We start from the raw sequence: 15,906 nt of genomic DNA on the forward strand, positions 1-15,906 counted from the left end.
GCCAGACTGGTTATAAGGTGCACCCTTAACTGGCAACGACGGACACTCCGATGAGCGAACAACCTTTCTGGCAACAAAAAACACTGGATGAAATGACCGATGCGGAGTGGGAATCGCTGTGTGACGGCTGCGGCCAGTGTTGCCTGCACAAGCTGATGGATGAAGACACCGATGAGATCTACTTCACCAACGTCGCCTGCCGTCAGCTTAATATCAAAACCTGCCAGTGCCGTAACTACGAACGTCGCTTCGAGTACGAGCCAGACTGCATCAAGCTTACCCGCGAAAACCTGCCAACCTTCGAATGGCTGCCGCCGACCTGCGCCTATCGCCTGCTGGCGGAGGGCAAATCGCTGCCGGCCTGGCATCCGCTGCTGACCGGCTCAAAAGCGGCGATGCATGGCGAACGCATCTCTGTTCGCCATATTGCGGTGCCCGAGTCCACCGTCGTCGACTGGCAGGATCATATCCTCAATCTGCCTGACAGGGCGCGTTAAGCGCCGGATCACGCTTTCTTCGCGTGAAACAGCCCGTTTTCACCGTCGGTTTCTTCGGCCACCCAGAAGTGAATATTGAAGCGGGCGTCGTCACTGAGTTCGACGCGGTGCCAGTACTGCGGCGGACTGGTGGCAAACTGTCCGGCATGAATGACCACTTTCTTTTCCGGCTCCGTCGCCTGCGCATTGGCAAAACCGTAATAGGTGACCGTTCCCTCCATGACGCACAGCTGACCGAAGACGCCGGCCGCGGTGTTGTGATGGCTCAGCAGGGCGGCGGGGACATTCTCTTTAGTAAAGAACGGGGTGGAGCGTTTAACTTTCCAGTCTGCGGGGATCAGTAAAGATGACATGTGAGCTCCTGTGGGGCTTTAAAAGATGTATTTAATATGCACCTTTTAGGGGCTGTGGTCAACCACAGGCAGGAAACGATGCAACGATGCGCAGCAGACATAAAAAAACGCCCCGCAGGGCGTTTCATTGTGTGCGGTACTCGCAGCGGCTTAGCGGCCAAACAGATCGCGTTTTTTCGCTTTGAAAGGCTGAGCAATGATCACCAGGATGGCGACCAGCAGATAGGCAGCAAAAATACCGACCAGCCATTGCGGCATCTCCAGCGACAGAAATTGCCACTGACGCACTGAACAGTCGCCGGACGCGACGAAAACCTGCGGCAGCCATTTATCCAGCGGCAGCCAGGTTGGGAAGCGGGCGGCGAAATCACAGGTCTGGAACGGCGAAGGGTGCAGCTGGATCATCGTATGCTCCCACGCCAGCTGCAGTCCACGTATTGAGCTGTACAACCAGATCACCATGGCGACATAGCGCAGCGGCGTTTTGGGGGCGATGGCGCCGACCAGCCCCGCGCCCATGATGCCGAACAGCGCGCAGCGTTCGTAAATACACATCACACACGGCTGCAGCAGCATCACATGCTGGAACCACAGCGCAACGAGTTCGAGAATAAAAGCGGTTAATGCCATCAGGAGCCAGGCACCGCGTCCCCTTGAGCACTGGTTTAAATATTGCAACATAATCATTTCCCTGGAAGATGCTAAATCATGGCAGTGTAAACGAAAACCGAACCGACGCCAGCGGCCCGGCAGAAAATATTACGTAACGGGTTATTGAATGGCCCGGATGAATCCGGGCCAGGATCGGGTCAGGGCAGCGTGGGCGTGGTCACCCAGCCGTGCGCCAGTAGCCAGTTGGTGACCGGCATCAAGGTGAACTCGACGCACAGCAGGCCGACCAGCGTCAGTACGAGAGTGTAGGGCAGCGCCATCCATACCATGCGGCCATAGGAGAGTCGGATAAGCGGCGCCAGCGCGGAGGTCAGCAGGAACAGGAATGCCGCCTGGCCGTTGGGGGTGGCGACCGACGGCAGGTTGGTGCCGGTATTGATCGCCACCGCCAGCATCTCAAACTGCGGCAGGCTGATAACGCCATGTTCGAGGGCGGTTTTCGCTTCGTTAATGTAGACCGTGCCGACAAAAACGTTATCCGAAATGGACGACAGCAGGCCGTTAAACAGGTAAAAGAGCGACAGCTGCGCGTGCGGCGAGGCCTGCAGCACAAACTCAATGACCGGGGTGAACAGCTGCTGGTCGATGATCACCGCCACAATGGCAAAGAACACCGTCAGCAGCGCGGTGAAGGGCAGCGCCTCGGTGAACGCCTTGCCAATGGCGTGCTCATCGGTCACCCCGGAAAACGTGGTGGCGAGGATGATCACCGACAGGCCAATGAGCCCGACTTCGGCCAGATGAAAGGCGAGGGCGACGATCAGCCAGACACCAATCACCGCCTGGGCCAGCAGCCGCAGCTGCTCCTGACGGCTGCGCTGGGCGCGGCTGCGGTCGTCAAAGTCCTGCAGCACCTTCCGTACCGTGGGCGGCAGCGGTTCGCCGTAGCCAAACAGGCGATACTTTTCGACCAGCAGGCAGGTCAACAGCCCACACACCATCACCGGCACGGTGACGGGCGCCATGCGGATAAAGAACTCGCCAAAATGCCAGCCCGCCGCTTTGGCGATAATCAGGTTTTGCGGTTCGCCAACCATGGTCATGACTCCGCCGAGGGCGGTCCCGACGCCGGCGTGCATCATCAGGCTGCGCAGAAAGCCGCGGAATTGCTCCAGCACCTCGCGGTAGTGCTGCTCGATATGGCTGTCGTCCAGCAGATCGTTATCATCAGGGCGAGCTGAAGCGACGCGGTGGTAGATGCCGTAGAACCCAACGGCGACGCTAATCACCACCGCCACCACGGTAAGCGCATCGAGAAAGGCGGAGAGGAAAGCGGCCGCCAGGCAGAAGGCCAGCGACAGCAGCATCTTGCTGCGGATCCCCAGCAGCAGGCGCGTGAAGACGAACAGCAGCAGTTGTTTCATAAAGTAGATGCCCGCGACCATGAAGATCAGCAGGAGCAGCACTTCAAGGTTGCCGGCGATCTCTTCCCGCACATGCGCCGGGCTGGTCATGCCGATCAGCAGCGCCTCAATGGCCAGCAGGCCGCCCGGCAGCAGCGGATAGCACTTCAGCGCCATGGCGAGGGTAAAGATAAACTCAACCACCAGCAGCCAGCCGGCGACAAACGGCGCCACGGCAAACACCAGCGGGTTTACGATTAAGAAAATGATTAATGCCAGCTTGTACCAGTCCGGCGACTGGCCAAGAAAATTGCGCCACAGCGCGCGGCCATATGAAATTTCCACGACAGAATCCTTCCCCGTCAATTAGTACATGATTTTGTGCGTAACTATTGGCAAGAGTATCAGTTGAGCAAAATGAGAAGCAACTTTCTTCGCACCGCGGCGGCGGTGACGGGAGATAAGGAAAAGCGCAAAGTAAAAACGGAAAATGAAACAGCGATCCCTTTTTAATTCACTTGCGATGCTATCTGCGCTATAGCGGCTCTGGTATGATGAGTGCAATTGCAACAATGTGTAATGGAAATATTATTATGGTCATTAAGGCGCAGAGCCCTGCGGGTTTCGCGGAAGAGTATATCATTGAGAGCATCTGGAATAACCGCTTCCCACCTGGATCGATTCTCCCCGCTGAACGCGAGCTTTCTGAGCTGATCGGTGTCACCCGCACCACTCTGCGCGAAGTGTTGCAGCGTCTGGCGCGTGACGGCTGGTTGACCATTCAGCATGGCAAGCCCACCAAAGTGAATAACTTCTGGGAGACCTCCGGGCTGAATATTCTCGAAACGCTGGCGCGCCTCGATCACGACAGCGTGCCGCAGCTGATTGATAACCTGCTCTCCGTACGCACCAATATTTCCACGATTTTTATTCGCACCGCGTTCCGTCAGCATCCGGATAAAGCGCTGGCGGTACTGGACAGCGCCCGGGAAGTGGAAGATCACGCCGACGCCTTTGCCGACCTCGATTACAATATCTTCCGCGGTCTGGCGTTTGCCTCCGGCAACCCGATTTACGGTCTGATCCTCAACGGCATGAAGGGGCTGTATACCCGCATCGGCCGCCACTATTTCTCCAGCCCGGAAGCGCGCAGCCTGGCGCTGGGGTTTTATCATCAGCTGGCGAAGGTGTGCGAAGGCGGTCTGCACGATCAGGTGTATGAGCTGGTCCGTCGCTACGGTCATGACAGCGGGGAGATCTGGCACCGGATGCAGAAATCGCTGCCCGGCGATTTAGCCATGAATATGCGTTAAGCCGGATATTGGCGATCGATAAACACAATAAGGGGGCCAGTGGCCCCCTTCGTCGTTTTCATCGTCCCGCAATGTTATAGCGCGTTCGGGCGTGCCGGGCAGCGGTCCAGCAGCTCAATGCTGCCGTCGGCGTTCTGCTGCTCCAGCAGCACATCGAATCCCCACAGACGATGCACATGTTTCAGCACTTCGCGCCGGCCTTTGTCCAGCGGGACGCGGTTGTGTGGCACATAGCGCAAGGTCAGCGAGCGGTCGCCGCGCAGGTCAACGTTCCATACCTGGATGTTCGGCTCAAGATTGCTGAGGTTATACTGCGCCGAGAGCTTGTTGCGGATCTCGCGATAGCCCTCTTCGTTGTGGATCGCCGAGATCTCGAGATAATTGTTGTGATCGTCGTCGAGCACGGTAAAGAAGCGGAAATCGCGCATGATCTTCGGCGACAGGAACTGGCTGATAAAGCTCTCGTCCTTGAAATCACGCATCGCGAAATGCAATGTTTCCAGCCAGTCAGAGCCGGCGATATCCGGGAACCAGTACTTGTCCTCTTCGGTGGGCGACTGACAGATGCGCTTGATGTCCTGGAACATGGCGAAGCCCAGCGCGTAGGGGTTAATCCCGCTATACCACGGACTGTTGTACGGCGGCTGGAACACCACGTTAGTGTGACTATGGAGAAACTCCAGCATAAAGCGCTCCGTCACTTTCCCTTCATCATAGAGATGGTTGAGGATGGTGTAGTGCCAGAAGGTGGCCCACCCCTCGTTCATCACCTGGGTCTGTTTCTGCGGGTAGAAATACTGGCTGACTTTACGCACGATGCGCAGGATCTCGCGCTGCCACGATTCGAGCAGCGGGGCGTTCTTCTCCATAAAGTACAGCAGGTTCTCCTGCGGTTCGGAAGGGTAGCGACGGGCGGACTCAATCGCTTTTTCTTCCTCGCGCTTCGGCAGGGTGCGCCACAGCATATTCACCTGGCTTTGCAGATACTCTTCCCGGCTTTTCTGCCGCGCTTTCTCCTCCTGCAAGGAGATTTTTTGCGGACGTTTATAGCGGTCGACGCCGTAGTTCATCAGCGCGTGGCAGGAGTCGAGGAGTTTCTCCACTTCGTCGACACCATAGCGCTCTTCACACTCGGTAATGTATTTGCGGGCGAAGATCAGGTAATCGATGATCGAGCTGGCGTCGGTCCAGCTGCGAAACAGATAGTTATTTTTAAAGAATGAGTTGTGCCCATAGCAGGCGTGCGCCATGACCAGCGCCTGCATGGTGATGGTGTTTTCTTCCATCAGGTAGGCGATACAGGGGTTGGAGTTGATGACTATCTCATACGCCAGGCCCTGCTGGCCGTGCTTATAGGCCTGCTCGGTCTCAATGAATTTCTTGCCGAACGACCAGTGCGGATAGTTGATGGGCATGCCGACGCTGGAGTAGGCGTCCATCATCTGCTCGGAAGTAATGACTTCGATCTGGTGCGGGTAGGTATCAAGACGATAGAGCTTGGCGACCCGGTCCACTTCGGCCAGGTAGGTCTCCAGTAACTCGAACGTCCAGTCGGGTCCATCGCTTAAACGGGTGGTGTCCCTGTTCATGGAGTCAATCGTAGCCATTAGCGCGCCCTCGTTGTTGTTGGTTTTCTCTGAACGGAAAACCTCTAAACAAGCATAGAACACCGGATGGCAAACTGTATCGTCAGACAATTTCTTTTCTTCGCGATTTCCCCATCTCAAAGCCGTTTTTTGCGCTTATTTACAGAATTTAATGCTGGGTAAAAATAAAGCGCAGCATGAGATCGTAAATCTCGAAGCGCAGGGCTGGTGCGGTTTGCTGTGAGTTAAGTCACCATAAATAAAGCGTATGTTGAATAATATTTTCAACTGAGTTATCAATTTGTAATTAGATGATTGTTCTTTAACTGTTACGGAGTCGCTATGCGTGTCGTCATACTGGGAAGTGGGGTGGTTGGGGTAGCCAGCGCGTGGTATTTGAGTCAGGCGGGTCATGAGGTGACGGTTATCGACCGTCAGCCTGGTCCGGCAGAGGAGACCAGCGCGGCCAACGCCGGACAGATTTCTCCCGGCTATGCGGCGCCCTGGGCGGCGCCGGGGGTGCCGCTGAAGGCGATCAAATGGATGTTTCAGCGCCATGCGCCGCTGGCGATCGGTCTTGACGGCACGTCGTTCCAGCTGAAGTGGATGTGGCAGATGCTGCGTAACTGCGACACCCGCCACTATATGGAGAACAAAGGCCGTATGGTGCGCCTGGCGGAGTACAGCCGCGACTGCCTGAAAGCGCTGCGCGACACCACCGGCATTCAGTATGAAGGGCGTCAGGGCGGGACGCTGCAGCTGTTCCGGACCGCCAAACAGTATGAAAATGCCACCCGCGACATCGCGGTGCTGGAAGACGCCGGCGTGCCGTACCAGCTGCTGGAAGCGAAGCGGCTGGCGGAGGTGGAGCCGGCGCTGGCGGAAGTCAGCCATAAACTGACCGGCGGCCTGCGCCTGCCCAATGATGAAACCGGCGACTGCCAGCTGTTTACCACCCGGCTGGCGGCAATGGCGGAACAGGCCGGGGTCACTTTCCGCTTCAACACCGCAGTGGACGCCCTGCTACAGGAGGGCGATCGCATTGCCGGGGTGAAATGCGGCGATGAGATTATCAAGGGCGATGCCTATGTGATGGCCTTCGGCTCCTACTCAACGGCGATGCTTAAAGGGCTGGTGGATATACCGGTCTATCCCCTGAAAGGCTACTCATTGACCATTCCGATTGCCCAGGAGGACGGCGCGCCGGTTTCCACTATCCTTGATGAAACATACAAAATCGCTATTACCCGCTTCGATCAGCGCATTCGCGTCGGCGGCATGGCCGAGATTGTCGGTTTTAACAAAGCGCTGCTGCAGCCGCGTCGCGAAACCCTGGAGATGGTGGTGCGCGATCTGTTCCCGCGCGGCGGCCACGTGGAGCAGGCGACGTTCTGGACCGGCCTGCGGCCGATGACACCGGACGGCACGCCGGTGGTCGGCCGCACGGCGTATAAAAATCTGTGGCTCAACACCGGCCACGGCACGCTTGGCTGGACCATGGCCTGCGGCTCCGGGCAGCTTATCAGCGATCTGATCTCCGGGCGCACGCCGGCGATCCCTTACGACGATCTGGCGGTCGCCCGCTACAGCCCCGGGTTCACCCCGGCGCGTCCGCAGCATCTGCATGGCGCACACAACTAAGGAGCTTGCATGACCCGTCCGGTAGTGGCCAGCATCGACCTGCTGGCCTTGCGGCAGAATTTACAGATAGTGCGTCGCGCGGCCCCTGGGTCGCGCCTGTGGGCGGTGGTCAAGGCCAACGCCTACGGCCACGGCGTGGCGCGCGTATGGAGTGCGTTAAGCGGGGCGGATGGTTTCGCCTTGCTCAACCTGGAAGAGGCGATCCTGCTGCGCGAGCAGGGCTGGAAAGGTCCGATCCTGCTGCTGGAGGGCTTCTTCCATGCCGATGAGCTGGCGGTGCTCGATCAATATCGCTTAACCACCAGCGTCCACAGCAACTGGCAGATTAAGGCGCTGCAGCAGGCGAAGCTGCGCGCGCCGCTGGATATCTATCTCAAGGTGAACAGCGGTATGAACCGGCTGGGCTTTATGCCGGAGCGGGTGCATACCGTCTGGCAGCAGCTGCGGGCGATAAGCAACGTCGGCGAGATGACGCTGATGTCGCACTTCGCGGAGGCGGAGAACCCGCAGGGGATTGTCGAGCCGATGCGCCGTATTGAACAGGCGGCGGAGGGGCTGAATTGCCCGCGCTCGCTGGCCAACTCGGCGGCGACCCTCTGGCATCCGGAAGCGCATTTTGACTGGGTGCGTCCGGGCATCGTGTTGTATGGTGCGTCGCCTTCCGGGCAGTGGCAGGACATCGCGAACACCGGGCTGAAGCCGGTCATGACGCTGCGCAGCGAAATCATCGGCGTGCAGAACCTGCGCCCCGGCGAGGCGATTGGCTATGGCGGCCTGTACCGCACCAGCCAGGAGCAGCGGATCGGCATCGTCGCCTGCGGCTATGCCGATGGCTATCCGCGGGTGGCGCCGAGCGGCACGCCGGTGCTGGTGGATGGCGTACGCACCACTACCGTTGGACGCGTATCGATGGATATGCTGGCGGTCGATTTAACGCCTTGTCCGCAGGCCGGGATCGGCGCGCCGGTCGAGCTGTGGGGCAAAGAGATTAAAATCGACGACGTGGCGGCCAGCAGCGGCACCGTCGGCTATGAGCTGATGTGCGCCCTGGCGCCGCGGGTGCCGGTTGTGACCCTGTAACCTATTCCGGGGCGGATCACTCCGCCGATCACATATGCCAGTATTTCAATAAGTTACTGAAATTCTGGCTTTTCGATAACCTCAATCTACCCACCAAAACCCGCCCTAACTCGGCGGGCGTGGACACTTTGTGGATCGCCCCAGAAGACAAAATAGCCCCGATACCAATCGGGACTATTCGCATTAAGTGCATCGTTTGTACTGGCAGCACACAATCAAATTTGACAGCCTGCTTCGAGCGAACAGCGGGCTTTACGCTTGTAACAGCGTAAAGCTAGGTGTATACCTTGCCTACCCTTGTTTTTTTTCAAACTGGCTTAATAACGTATGATAATGATAGAAATCAACATGTTGCAAATTTGAAAATGGATCGCTTTCTTGTTTGTCTGGAGTCATTTCAAAAACCATATACTCAAAAATTCTTTGTTGATTTCTAGTAAAATAATCATCTAGCTCAAAATCTGAAGGCTCAAACTTAATTCTAGCTGAATTATAGTCGCCATTATTAGTTCTCCAGCGAGTGATGTTGTGGCTTTTAACCAAATTTTTACTTTTTAACCACTGATATCGTAAAGCAGAATCAAGCAGCTCGTCATAAGAAATGCTGTAAAGCTTACCGAGAAGAGACCGGCCTAAAGTCAAAAGATTACTTTTAGTGCTTTGATGCCCAGCATCTGTTCCGAGAAGTGCAATAACAGAGTTCAGTAGATCCACACCCAACTTAAAGTCATTAACATGACGATTTCTATCAATTAGTAATGGCGCAAGCCTGTCAATTTCCTTTAACTTTGCTAGGGAGTTAATAACTTCTACATTTAGTGTTTCCCCCGAAACCTTCGCCTCAAGGTAGTTATTTATTTTCTCATAGTGAACGTTGAGCTCACTGATTAGTCCTCTAATTCGGTCATGAGGAAATGCATTGAAATTGTATATATTTATTTGAATTATCTGAATTTTTTGAATTTTTACATTCATCCAATTACTGTCCTTCATGGTGATTTGAAATCGTCTAAAACGCTAGCCAGAGTGAAATGCGCGAAGAGCCGGAATGGAGTTCCGGCCCTGAGGAAACCAGCGTTATCATGGCTGTTACATGCTGTATAACGATAATGATTTTCATCTGGCCACTCGGTAGCGTCTTTTTCGCCATTATAATGCACAAGCATCATTGTTGATGATGCTCTGCTGATTGCCAGTCATACCCTATACCGGTGTAATTTGCTGCAAAATTTTCGTAAGCTCATGCTCGGTTAGGGTCAGCTCGCGATCAGTAAAGGGCGGAAAATCGTCTAGTTTCAACGGTTAGTTCTCCAGAGGGTTAAACCGCACAGCATCTTGTAAGTAATCAGGCGCAAGATGTGCGTAAACCATTGTTTGCTGTATGTTCGAATGACCCAGTATTTTTTGCAGGGTCAGAATATTGCCGCCGTTCATCATGAAATGACTGGCGAAGGTATGCCGCAGAACGTGAACCCCCTGGCCGTCCGGTAGGTCCGGGGCAACCTGCTTGATCGTCCGGCGCAGCAGCTCGTAATCCACGTCCGCAAAAATATCGCCCATTCCCCGCTCGCATAGCTCCTCAAACAGCGTATTACTAACAGGCACGGTTCTGTTTTTGCTGTTCTTGGTGTTAATAAATATCGCCTTTGAATGAGCAAGATGTGTTCGCCTTAGTTTAACGACCTCACCCCAGCGGGCGCCGGTCGCCAGACTTAATCGCGCCGCGAGGTTTTCCGGCTCGGGCAGGGTAGTCAAAAGCTGGTTAATCTGCGACTTCAGCAGGTAGCCCATTTCATGCGCGTGTACTTTTAGCGGTGAGACGCCTTTAAAGGGGTTTTCGTGGTGATAATTCCCGGTCTCAATGAGCGTACCGAACAGAGAAGAAAGCGTTTCCTGTTCGCGATTGAGCGTCTTGGCCTTTATGCCTGCGGCGTACCGGCCAGCGCGATAATCAGCCCAGGTGTTTTTATTTACCTTGTCGGTGGCGGGGAAGCCCATCGCCTCATTAACACGCTCAAGCTTACGCCGTGTGCTTTCGCCTGATTTCATGGTCTGGCCTTTGATGCGCCACCATAACTCGATGAGTTCGGAGAATGGGCGCTTGTCCGGAGCTTTGTCTAGCCAGCCCTTGTTATGCTGCGAAGACAAGATCCACCGCTCATACTGCTGGGCTTCGGATTTAGTGGCGAATTTTTTTCGTATACGACGGCCTTCGCGACCCTGCGGGCGCATGTCAACCATGTAGCCATCTTTAAGAGACTTAATGCTCACCAGAAAATCCCCCTCTCATGATAGATCCCACCCTTACCCCATCTTTCCATTATATTTAAAGCAGTTAGCCAACCTTCTTCGCGCTTCGGCGGCTCAATGTTCCGTTTTGCCCATCAGGGGAGAGAGCCGGAGCTATCTGGCCGGATGCTTCATTGGTTTCATCGCTCATTAGCCACAAGGTGTACTTTTTGAAGACCTCGTGAGTTGTGATTTTTCTCAGTGTTACCCCACCAGGCTCCATTATCCCAACCTCATATTTCTTAATTGTGCTTATGGAAATACCTGTTAAATCGGCAAATTTTGCCTGGCTTAAATTTTCAGCTTCCCTAATCAGCTTTAGTTTCTCGCTTAGCTCGCTTGACATGGTTCATTCCTATGATCTAAAGTTGGTTCATGTTAATGAACCAATAAAACCCCAAACTACCCAAACAAGGCAGGATAACACATGGCAAGAAACGCAAGAAGAGCTACCACGCCACCTGAAATCAGGGATTTGCCGGGGGATTACCCATTCGGCGATCGTGTTTCTGAGTCCCTGGCCGACTATGCAAAACGTACCGGTTTGACGCTGAAAGCAGTTCAGCACCGCGCAGATGATGGCCGCTTACCGATCATCCAGGCGCGCCCACGAGCAAAGCGGGAAGTAAACTTGCTCGCCATCTACATGAACGCCCGCTACAAAGCTGAACGCTTTGTTGAGTCAATGAACTAAAGGGGATAGTCATGCAGAAAGGGAGCGGAATTACGCGAGATAACTTGCCTAAAGTCACCTGGATAAATAAGCACGCCGGGATTTGTTGCGGCTTCACCATTCGCGTATTACCGCGCAGGGTAGGCAAGAAGCGTTATCAAATCATGAAAGACGGTGATTCTTTCGGGATTGATTTTGCGTTATCGGAAGCACGTAAAACGATAGACCGGATTATTAATAACAGCCGCTTCATTATTCATTAATTAGCCGAGGTCGAAAATGAAAAGAGAATACGCCGACAAAATTAACTCACTACTGCAATGCTTCCATTTCAATAAAGAGTTTCTGGAATGGAACCACGATTATTCACATCAACTTTTACGCCACGGCGTATCCCACCTTTATCACTTCGCCATGCTCCAGGGCGAAAACGATGAAACCACACTGGAAGAACTCCGCAACATCATTATCTCGATCACTAATGGCGATATCCCGAAGCCATACGACCTGTCATCTATGGATGCTGAGCAACCGGAAGCAGCAAGCAAGACAGTGATGTTTTTTAAGCCGCTGGCGGTAACAGTGGAAGTTACACCAGAAATGCTTCAGCAGCTGAAACAGTCGGCCACGGTGTCAGCGCAGATGAAGCGCCCACGCCTCTATTAATCATTGGAGTCCGCCATGTTTACCGAAGAGAAAACATCGTGGGAACGTGAAATGCTGATACGCGAAGCGGTGGAAAGCGCAGAGCAGGGCTTCACCGTTCACCTGAAGAACGGCGCTCGCGTCTATGTCACCGCTGACAGCCCGTCGATAGATTTAATTATTTACGGTCTGGAGAAAACAATTCGCGGTAATCATGAGCGTGCGCGAATGACGTTTATCGACTTTTTGTATTACTGGCACGAAAGGTTATTCAAACAGATTAAAAGAAAACCGCGACCCAACCACTAATTAATCGACGTTAAAAATAACGGCATTTATTTTGTCGGGGATTCTTTTTGCCTTTTTTAGGAGGTTGTATGCCGATCAAGTCAATAAAGCTGGATGGCGGAATAAGCGATCCAGAGTTTGTGGAAATCAGCACCAACGCGCGGAAGCATGAACGCGCTCATCTGCTGGGCCTGCTGCGTATTTTTGTCGACCAGCTGAAAAAGGAAAATGCTACTCCGGAAGATATTTATTTATCAGTCGAGCGGTGGATTGATAGCCGCGAATTAACAATCAGCGAGGGCAATAAATAATGAATCATTTAATGGTCGATTTGATAATCATCAACGAGAAAGAGTCTTCACCTTTGCTCGCTATCGAGGCCGTGTTCTTTGAGCCGTCAACGGGTCAGATTGGGAAAAGCTTTTACTCTCCAATCAATATCCGGATAGCGACAGGCCTGGTCAGCGTTGATACAGCTTTTGAGTGGATGAAAAAGGATTCCCACTGGCGCGCTGAATTAATGAGTGCCACAGAGTCCGAAGAAGGTGTGATGTGCGACCTGGCGGGCTTTATTGCCGACAACACCGAGCATCGGTTCGATAGTTTATTTGTGTGGTTCAAGGATACCCCGGAAAAGCTGGTTTCACTGCAGTATGCAGTTGAGCGCGCAGAAGTTCCTGGAATCTTCCCCGAAGGTACAAAATTCCGCTGCATTCGCTCCCTTCTCGATCTCGCTGCTGCTACCGGCTACGCGCCCCACGCGCGCCGCGCTCTGGTGCGTTACACCATGACTGATGCGCGATATCAGGCCGAGCAAGTTTGCGAGATCTGGCAGCGCTTGACTTCTCCGCACATTGAATCGCTGTGAGGTCCGCCATGCATCCGCGTCTCTCCGTCATTTGTAGCGCACCGCTGCCAGTCTGCAACAGGGCGTTAGCCGCCCTGAAATGCTTCGCCCGCGGTCAGCGCAACTTTTCCCGCGTTAAACCGCATGCCTATCTCGTAATTCGCATCGGCCGCCGCTGGCGCTTTCTCACTAAGAACGGTGGCCAGCAGTGGCGACTTATGACCCACGAAACCTACAACAAGGAATACCACAAATGAACCGATCACCTGAATACATCCAGGGGGCAGTGGATGCACTGAGGGAAGCAAAGACCGTCAGCATAAAAAATGCGGAAGCGGTGGATGATGTCTGATACTACCGCTTTAGCATGGAACTGGAACGCCAAACGACAGGCCATTAACCCCGGCGACGCCGCAGATTCCGCAATTGAGTATCTTAACCCGGAAGGCGAGCGGAAGACGCTCGCTTATGCGGATTTGGTCGATACGGTCTATCACACCCCCATGCGCCCGCGTGAGGGTGCCGCGCGGGAAGCATTCGATCGTAAAGGCCGCGCTCACTACCTGCGCCGTCGGGTTCAGGCTCTGCCAGCGTTTATCCGTAAGCGATTCTCTTTGCGCCTGGAATCCCTCGAGCACCAGGACCCAAAAGAGGCCGTGCGCTGGCTGTTCAGCACGTTTGAGCGCCATGTGTTACGCCGTGTCGATGCGGTTAACGCCCAATACTTGCCACAAAGCGCGCTCCCGGCGATCCTTGTTCCCCTTCGTGATGACTTTCACCTATTGCCCTGGGCGGATAAAAAGCGCCTGAAACGACTGGCCTATAAGCTTGCAAATCTGATGAAAAGCGAGTTTATGCGCGAGTTTGATTTCCAGTACGAGAAAAACGCCGATGTGGAGTTTTCCACGCTTTACGCTTACGGCTACATCGCTAGCAAGGCGACGACGCTCAATATCGCGATCCCTGCATGGGGCCGGTATTGCGAAGAGGAGCTGGAAGCCGAAGAGGCCCTGCGTGCTGTTGCCCGCCTTCAGTCAGAAAAGTGGTGGTTAGGGAAAATCCGCCGGATACATGATCGCTGGCGTGAGCACCTCATGATCGCCGCAGGCTACGTCAGTAAAGTGGCGTCGCCGTACTGCTCAGATCCCTGCTTCAAAGAATGGATAGCCCAGAAAAAGGCAAACTTTGAATTTCTTCAGGCCATGGAGCTGGAAGACCAGGACACCGGCGAGCGCACTTCGCTGCTTGATAAAGTTATGAGCAGCACATCCAACCCCAAAAACGCCCGCGCCGAGCTGATGGTGCGCATGCGCGGTTTTGAGGATATGGCAAAAGAAATGGGACTGGTTGGCATGTTCTATACGCTGACTGCGCCGTCTCGATATCACTCCACGCACGTAAAATCAGGCAGGCGCAACGATAAATATCGCGACGCCAGCCCGCGCCAGACGCAGAAATACCTCTGCAAAGTGTGGGCGCGTGTCCGTGCGAAATGGGGACGCGAGGGGATCCGCGCATTCGGTTTTCGCGTTGCTGAACCGCACCATGATGGAACGCCACACTGGCATCTGTTGCTGTTTCTCCACCCGGAAGAGGTGGAGTTTGCAACGGCGGTTTTCCGCAAGCACGCCCTGAAAGAGGACGGCAACGAGCCGGGCGCGCAGGAGCACCGGTTTACCGTTACGCCGATTGATGAAAAATTTGGCTCTGCAACGGGCTATATCGCGAAGTACATCTCTAAAAATATCGACGGCTACGGCATGGACGGCGAGTTAGACGACGAATCTGGCCAGCCTGTTAAAGAGATGGCAAAGCGCGTGCGTGCGTGGGCATCGCGCTGGAATATCCGCCAGTTTCAACAGATCGGCGGTGCGCCAGTTACTACCTGGCGCGAGCTGCGCCGGTTAGGTAATCGCGAGCTGGTTTTGCATCCCGAGATCGAAGAGGCCCGCGCAGCTGCTGACGCGTCGGACTGGCCGGGCTACAACCACGCCCAGGGCGGCCCGTTGGTATCTCGCGACTGTGTGCGCGTACGTCTCAATTACGAATATACCGAGGATGGCAATGATTATGGTGACACGGTCGCCAAAATCACCGGCGTCTATTGCCCCTTCACAATCCGTGAATCTATCATTTTTACCCGCACCGCTGATTACAAAATTGTTCCGAAGTGTAAGCCGTCGTCGGGCGAGAATTTGACCTTAGAAGGCCGCGCAGCGGCCCCTCGGAGTTCTGTCAATAACTGTACGCCCGTCCCGGGCGCAGGTGGTGACGGAGAGGATCGCATGATCGATTTTGACGCGATGACGAGACAGGAAAAGAGAGATGTTGGCCGCAGGCTTAGCGCGAAGGCAGCAGAAGAGAAGGAGAAAAGGCAGATGTGGAGACTTTCGTCGGAGTGGGAGATGCCGGTGCTTTCACCGCAGGCAGAAAAACTCCGTGATTTTGCAAGTTCGGTTGGCTTCGATTTGGGTACCGGAGAACTTTTGGCCTTGATGGCCAGTCATCGCGTGCGGCTGGGTAGTCACTTTTACATCGCAACCAGTGCCGGTGATTTGATCCGAGTAAAAGGTAAGATCCCGGTTTCAGCAGAAACGCAGATTAATAGCTGGTTGAGCCGGTTGGGTGTAAGTCATCGCTACCGCCAGAAATAACCATGCTGGATATTCTATCGAGTAC

General features: G+C 54.4%; 19 protein-coding genes and 1 pseudogene. 12 read left to right on the forward strand and 8 right to left on the reverse strand.

The window, feature by feature from the left end; genetic code table 11:
* The first annotated feature begins 50 nt into the window (after positions 1-50).
* Positions 51-497: a YcgN family cysteine cluster protein gene (locus tag N438_RS20525; RefSeq protein WP_008804304.1), complete on the forward strand. Its 447-nt coding sequence runs from the start codon at positions 51-53 to the stop codon at positions 495-497.
* Positions 498-505: 8 nt separating this feature from the next.
* Here N438_RS20525 and N438_RS20530 read toward each other — a convergent pair whose 3' ends face one another.
* The 3 genes from N438_RS20530 to nhaB form a co-directional block, all read right to left on the reverse strand.
* Positions 506-850: a DUF1971 domain-containing protein gene (locus tag N438_RS20530; RefSeq protein WP_012541275.1), complete on the reverse strand. Its 345-nt coding sequence runs from the start codon at positions 848-850 to the stop codon at positions 506-508.
* Positions 851-1,000: 150 nt separating this feature from the next.
* A complete protein-coding gene (dsbB, locus tag N438_RS20535; RefSeq protein WP_022065915.1) occupies positions 1,001-1,531 on the reverse strand; it encodes a disulfide bond formation protein DsbB in 531 nt (176 codons plus the stop codon).
* Between the two features lie 128 nt (positions 1,532-1,659).
* Positions 1,660-3,210, reverse strand: coding sequence for a sodium/proton antiporter NhaB (gene nhaB, locus N438_RS20540; protein ID WP_012541276.1), 1,551 nt, complete (start codon positions 3,208-3,210; stop codon positions 1,660-1,662).
* 248 nt (positions 3,211-3,458) lie between these two features.
* Here nhaB and fadR point away from each other — a divergent pair, with 248 nt between their 5' ends.
* Entirely contained in the window at positions 3,459-4,178 is a 720-nt protein-coding gene (fadR, locus tag N438_RS20545) for a fatty acid metabolism transcriptional regulator FadR (RefSeq protein WP_012541278.1), read from the forward strand.
* 74 nt (positions 4,179-4,252) lie between these two features.
* Here the strand turns inward: fadR and N438_RS20550 are convergent, their stop codons facing one another.
* Entirely contained in the window at positions 4,253-5,785 is a 1,533-nt protein-coding gene (locus N438_RS20550; protein ID WP_004203310.1) for a SpoVR family protein, read from the reverse strand.
* 76 nt (positions 5,786-5,861) lie between these two features.
* Between N438_RS20550 and N438_RS28335 the strand changes: the two are divergent.
* From N438_RS28335 to dadX, 3 genes and pseudogenes are all read left to right on the forward strand, one after another.
* A pseudogene (locus tag N438_RS28335) lies at positions 5,862-6,008 on the forward strand (hypothetical protein); the annotation flags it as partial.
* Positions 6,009-6,106: 98 nt separating this feature from the next.
* Positions 6,107-7,405 (forward strand): D-amino acid dehydrogenase, encoded by a 1,299-nt coding sequence (locus N438_RS20555; protein ID WP_008804309.1) that lies wholly within the window; start codon positions 6,107-6,109, stop codon positions 7,403-7,405.
* Between the two features lie 9 nt (positions 7,406-7,414).
* A complete protein-coding gene (dadX, locus tag N438_RS20560) occupies positions 7,415-8,485 on the forward strand; it encodes a catabolic alanine racemase DadX (protein ID WP_008804310.1) in 1,071 nt (356 codons plus the stop codon).
* A gap of 291 nt (positions 8,486-8,776) precedes the next feature.
* Here the strand turns inward: dadX and N438_RS20565 are convergent, their stop codons facing one another.
* The 3 genes from N438_RS20565 to N438_RS20575 all read right to left on the reverse strand — a co-directional run bounded on the left by N438_RS20565 (position 8,777) and on the right by N438_RS20575 (position 11,120).
* A complete protein-coding gene (locus N438_RS20565; protein WP_116696444.1) occupies positions 8,777-9,460 on the reverse strand; it encodes a hypothetical protein in 684 nt (227 codons plus the stop codon).
* 327 nt (positions 9,461-9,787) lie between these two features.
* Complete coding sequence (locus tag N438_RS20570; RefSeq protein WP_207786596.1) at positions 9,788-10,717, reverse strand: tyrosine-type recombinase/integrase; 930 nt, start codon at positions 10,715-10,717, stop codon at positions 9,788-9,790.
* 103 nt (positions 10,718-10,820) lie between these two features.
* Entirely contained in the window at positions 10,821-11,120 is a 300-nt protein-coding gene (locus N438_RS20575; protein WP_032426921.1) for a helix-turn-helix transcriptional regulator, read from the reverse strand.
* An 81-nt stretch (positions 11,121-11,201) separates the two neighbouring features.
* On the opposite strand from N438_RS20575, the gene N438_RS20580 reads away from it, so the two are divergent.
* From N438_RS20580 to N438_RS20605, 6 genes are all read left to right on the forward strand, one after another.
* The gene (locus N438_RS20580) at positions 11,202-11,468 is read left to right on the forward strand and encodes a hypothetical protein (RefSeq protein ID WP_032737939.1); all 267 of its coding nucleotides are present in this window, start codon (positions 11,202-11,204) and stop codon (positions 11,466-11,468) included.
* 11 nt (positions 11,469-11,479) lie between these two features.
* On the forward strand, positions 11,480-11,710 hold the full coding sequence (locus tag N438_RS20585; protein WP_243414576.1) for a DUF4761 domain-containing protein: 231 nt from the start codon (positions 11,480-11,482) through the stop codon (positions 11,708-11,710).
* Between the two features lie 16 nt (positions 11,711-11,726).
* Positions 11,727-12,113, forward strand: a complete 387-nt coding sequence (locus tag N438_RS20590; RefSeq protein WP_032414424.1) for a hypothetical protein — start codon at positions 11,727-11,729, stop codon at positions 12,111-12,113.
* Positions 12,114-12,128: 15 nt separating this feature from the next.
* Positions 12,129-12,401, forward strand: a complete 273-nt coding sequence (locus N438_RS20595) for a hypothetical protein (protein ID WP_116696446.1) — start codon at positions 12,129-12,131, stop codon at positions 12,399-12,401.
* Positions 12,402-12,469: 68 nt separating this feature from the next.
* Positions 12,470-12,691, forward strand: coding sequence for a hypothetical protein (locus tag N438_RS20600; protein ID WP_116696447.1), 222 nt, complete (start codon positions 12,470-12,472; stop codon positions 12,689-12,691).
* Complete coding sequence (locus N438_RS20605) at positions 12,691-13,248, forward strand: 3'-5' exonuclease (RefSeq protein WP_116696448.1); 558 nt, start codon at positions 12,691-12,693, stop codon at positions 13,246-13,248. The genes N438_RS20600 and N438_RS20605 overlap by 1 nt, the downstream gene beginning before the upstream one ends.
* Positions 13,249-13,313: 65 nt before the next feature.
* Here the strand turns inward: N438_RS20605 and N438_RS28340 are convergent, their stop codons facing one another.
* On the reverse strand, positions 13,314-13,493 hold the full coding sequence (locus tag N438_RS28340) for a hypothetical protein (RefSeq protein WP_165818809.1): 180 nt from the start codon (positions 13,491-13,493) through the stop codon (positions 13,314-13,316).
* A 78-nt stretch (positions 13,494-13,571) separates the two neighbouring features.
* Between N438_RS28340 and N438_RS20615 the strand changes: the two genes are divergently transcribed.
* A complete protein-coding gene (locus N438_RS20615) occupies positions 13,572-15,881 on the forward strand; it encodes a replication endonuclease (RefSeq protein ID WP_116696486.1) in 2,310 nt (769 codons plus the stop codon).
* Positions 15,882-15,906: the final 25 nt, after the last annotated feature.

Origin of the sequence: Klebsiella sp. GL120222-02 (assembly GCF_003097195.1) — a bacterium.
Lineage (GTDB): Bacteria > Pseudomonadota > Gammaproteobacteria > Enterobacterales > Enterobacteriaceae > Klebsiella > Klebsiella variicola.

What these genes read in the sequence shown, in the direction of transcription:
- N438_RS20550 (WP_004203310.1), bottom strand. Translation starts at nt 5,785, where the DNA reads ATGGCTACGATTGACTCCATGAACAGGGACACCACCCGTTTAAGCGAT.
- N438_RS20575 (WP_032426921.1), bottom strand. Translation starts at nt 11,120, where the DNA reads ATGTCAAGCGAGCTAAGCGAGAAACTAAAGCTGATTAGGGAAGCTGAA.
- N438_RS20580 (WP_032737939.1), top strand. Translation starts at nt 11,202, where the DNA reads ATGGCAAGAAACGCAAGAAGAGCTACCACGCCACCTGAAATCAGGGAT.
- N438_RS20600 (WP_116696447.1), top strand. Translation starts at nt 12,470, where the DNA reads ATGCCGATCAAGTCAATAAAGCTGGATGGCGGAATAAGCGATCCAGAG.
- N438_RS20605 (WP_116696448.1), top strand. Translation starts at nt 12,691, where the DNA reads ATGAATCATTTAATGGTCGATTTGATAATCATCAACGAGAAAGAGTCT.
- N438_RS20585 (WP_243414576.1), top strand. Translation starts at nt 11,480, where the DNA reads ATGCAGAAAGGGAGCGGAATTACGCGAGATAACTTGCCTAAAGTCACC.
- dsbB (WP_022065915.1), bottom strand. Translation starts at nt 1,531, where the DNA reads ATGTTGCAATATTTAAACCAGTGCTCAAGGGGACGCGGTGCCTGGCTC.
- fadR (WP_012541278.1), top strand. Translation starts at nt 3,459, where the DNA reads ATGGTCATTAAGGCGCAGAGCCCTGCGGGTTTCGCGGAAGAGTATATC.
- N438_RS20570 (WP_207786596.1), bottom strand. Translation starts at nt 10,717, where the DNA reads ATGCGCCCGCAGGGTCGCGAAGGCCGTCGTATACGAAAAAAATTCGCC.
- N438_RS20530 (WP_012541275.1), bottom strand. Translation starts at nt 850, where the DNA reads ATGTCATCTTTACTGATCCCCGCAGACTGGAAAGTTAAACGCTCCACC.
- N438_RS20615 (WP_116696486.1), top strand. Translation starts at nt 13,572, where the DNA reads ATGTCTGATACTACCGCTTTAGCATGGAACTGGAACGCCAAACGACAG.
- N438_RS20565 (WP_116696444.1), bottom strand. Translation starts at nt 9,460, where the DNA reads ATGAATGTAAAAATTCAAAAAATTCAGATAATTCAAATAAATATATAC.
- N438_RS20525 (WP_008804304.1), top strand. Translation starts at nt 51, where the DNA reads ATGAGCGAACAACCTTTCTGGCAACAAAAAACACTGGATGAAATGACC.
- N438_RS20555 (WP_008804309.1), top strand. Translation starts at nt 6,107, where the DNA reads ATGCGTGTCGTCATACTGGGAAGTGGGGTGGTTGGGGTAGCCAGCGCG.
- N438_RS20590 (WP_032414424.1), top strand. Translation starts at nt 11,727, where the DNA reads ATGAAAAGAGAATACGCCGACAAAATTAACTCACTACTGCAATGCTTC.
- N438_RS20595 (WP_116696446.1), top strand. Translation starts at nt 12,129, where the DNA reads ATGTTTACCGAAGAGAAAACATCGTGGGAACGTGAAATGCTGATACGC.
- dadX (WP_008804310.1), top strand. Translation starts at nt 7,415, where the DNA reads ATGACCCGTCCGGTAGTGGCCAGCATCGACCTGCTGGCCTTGCGGCAG.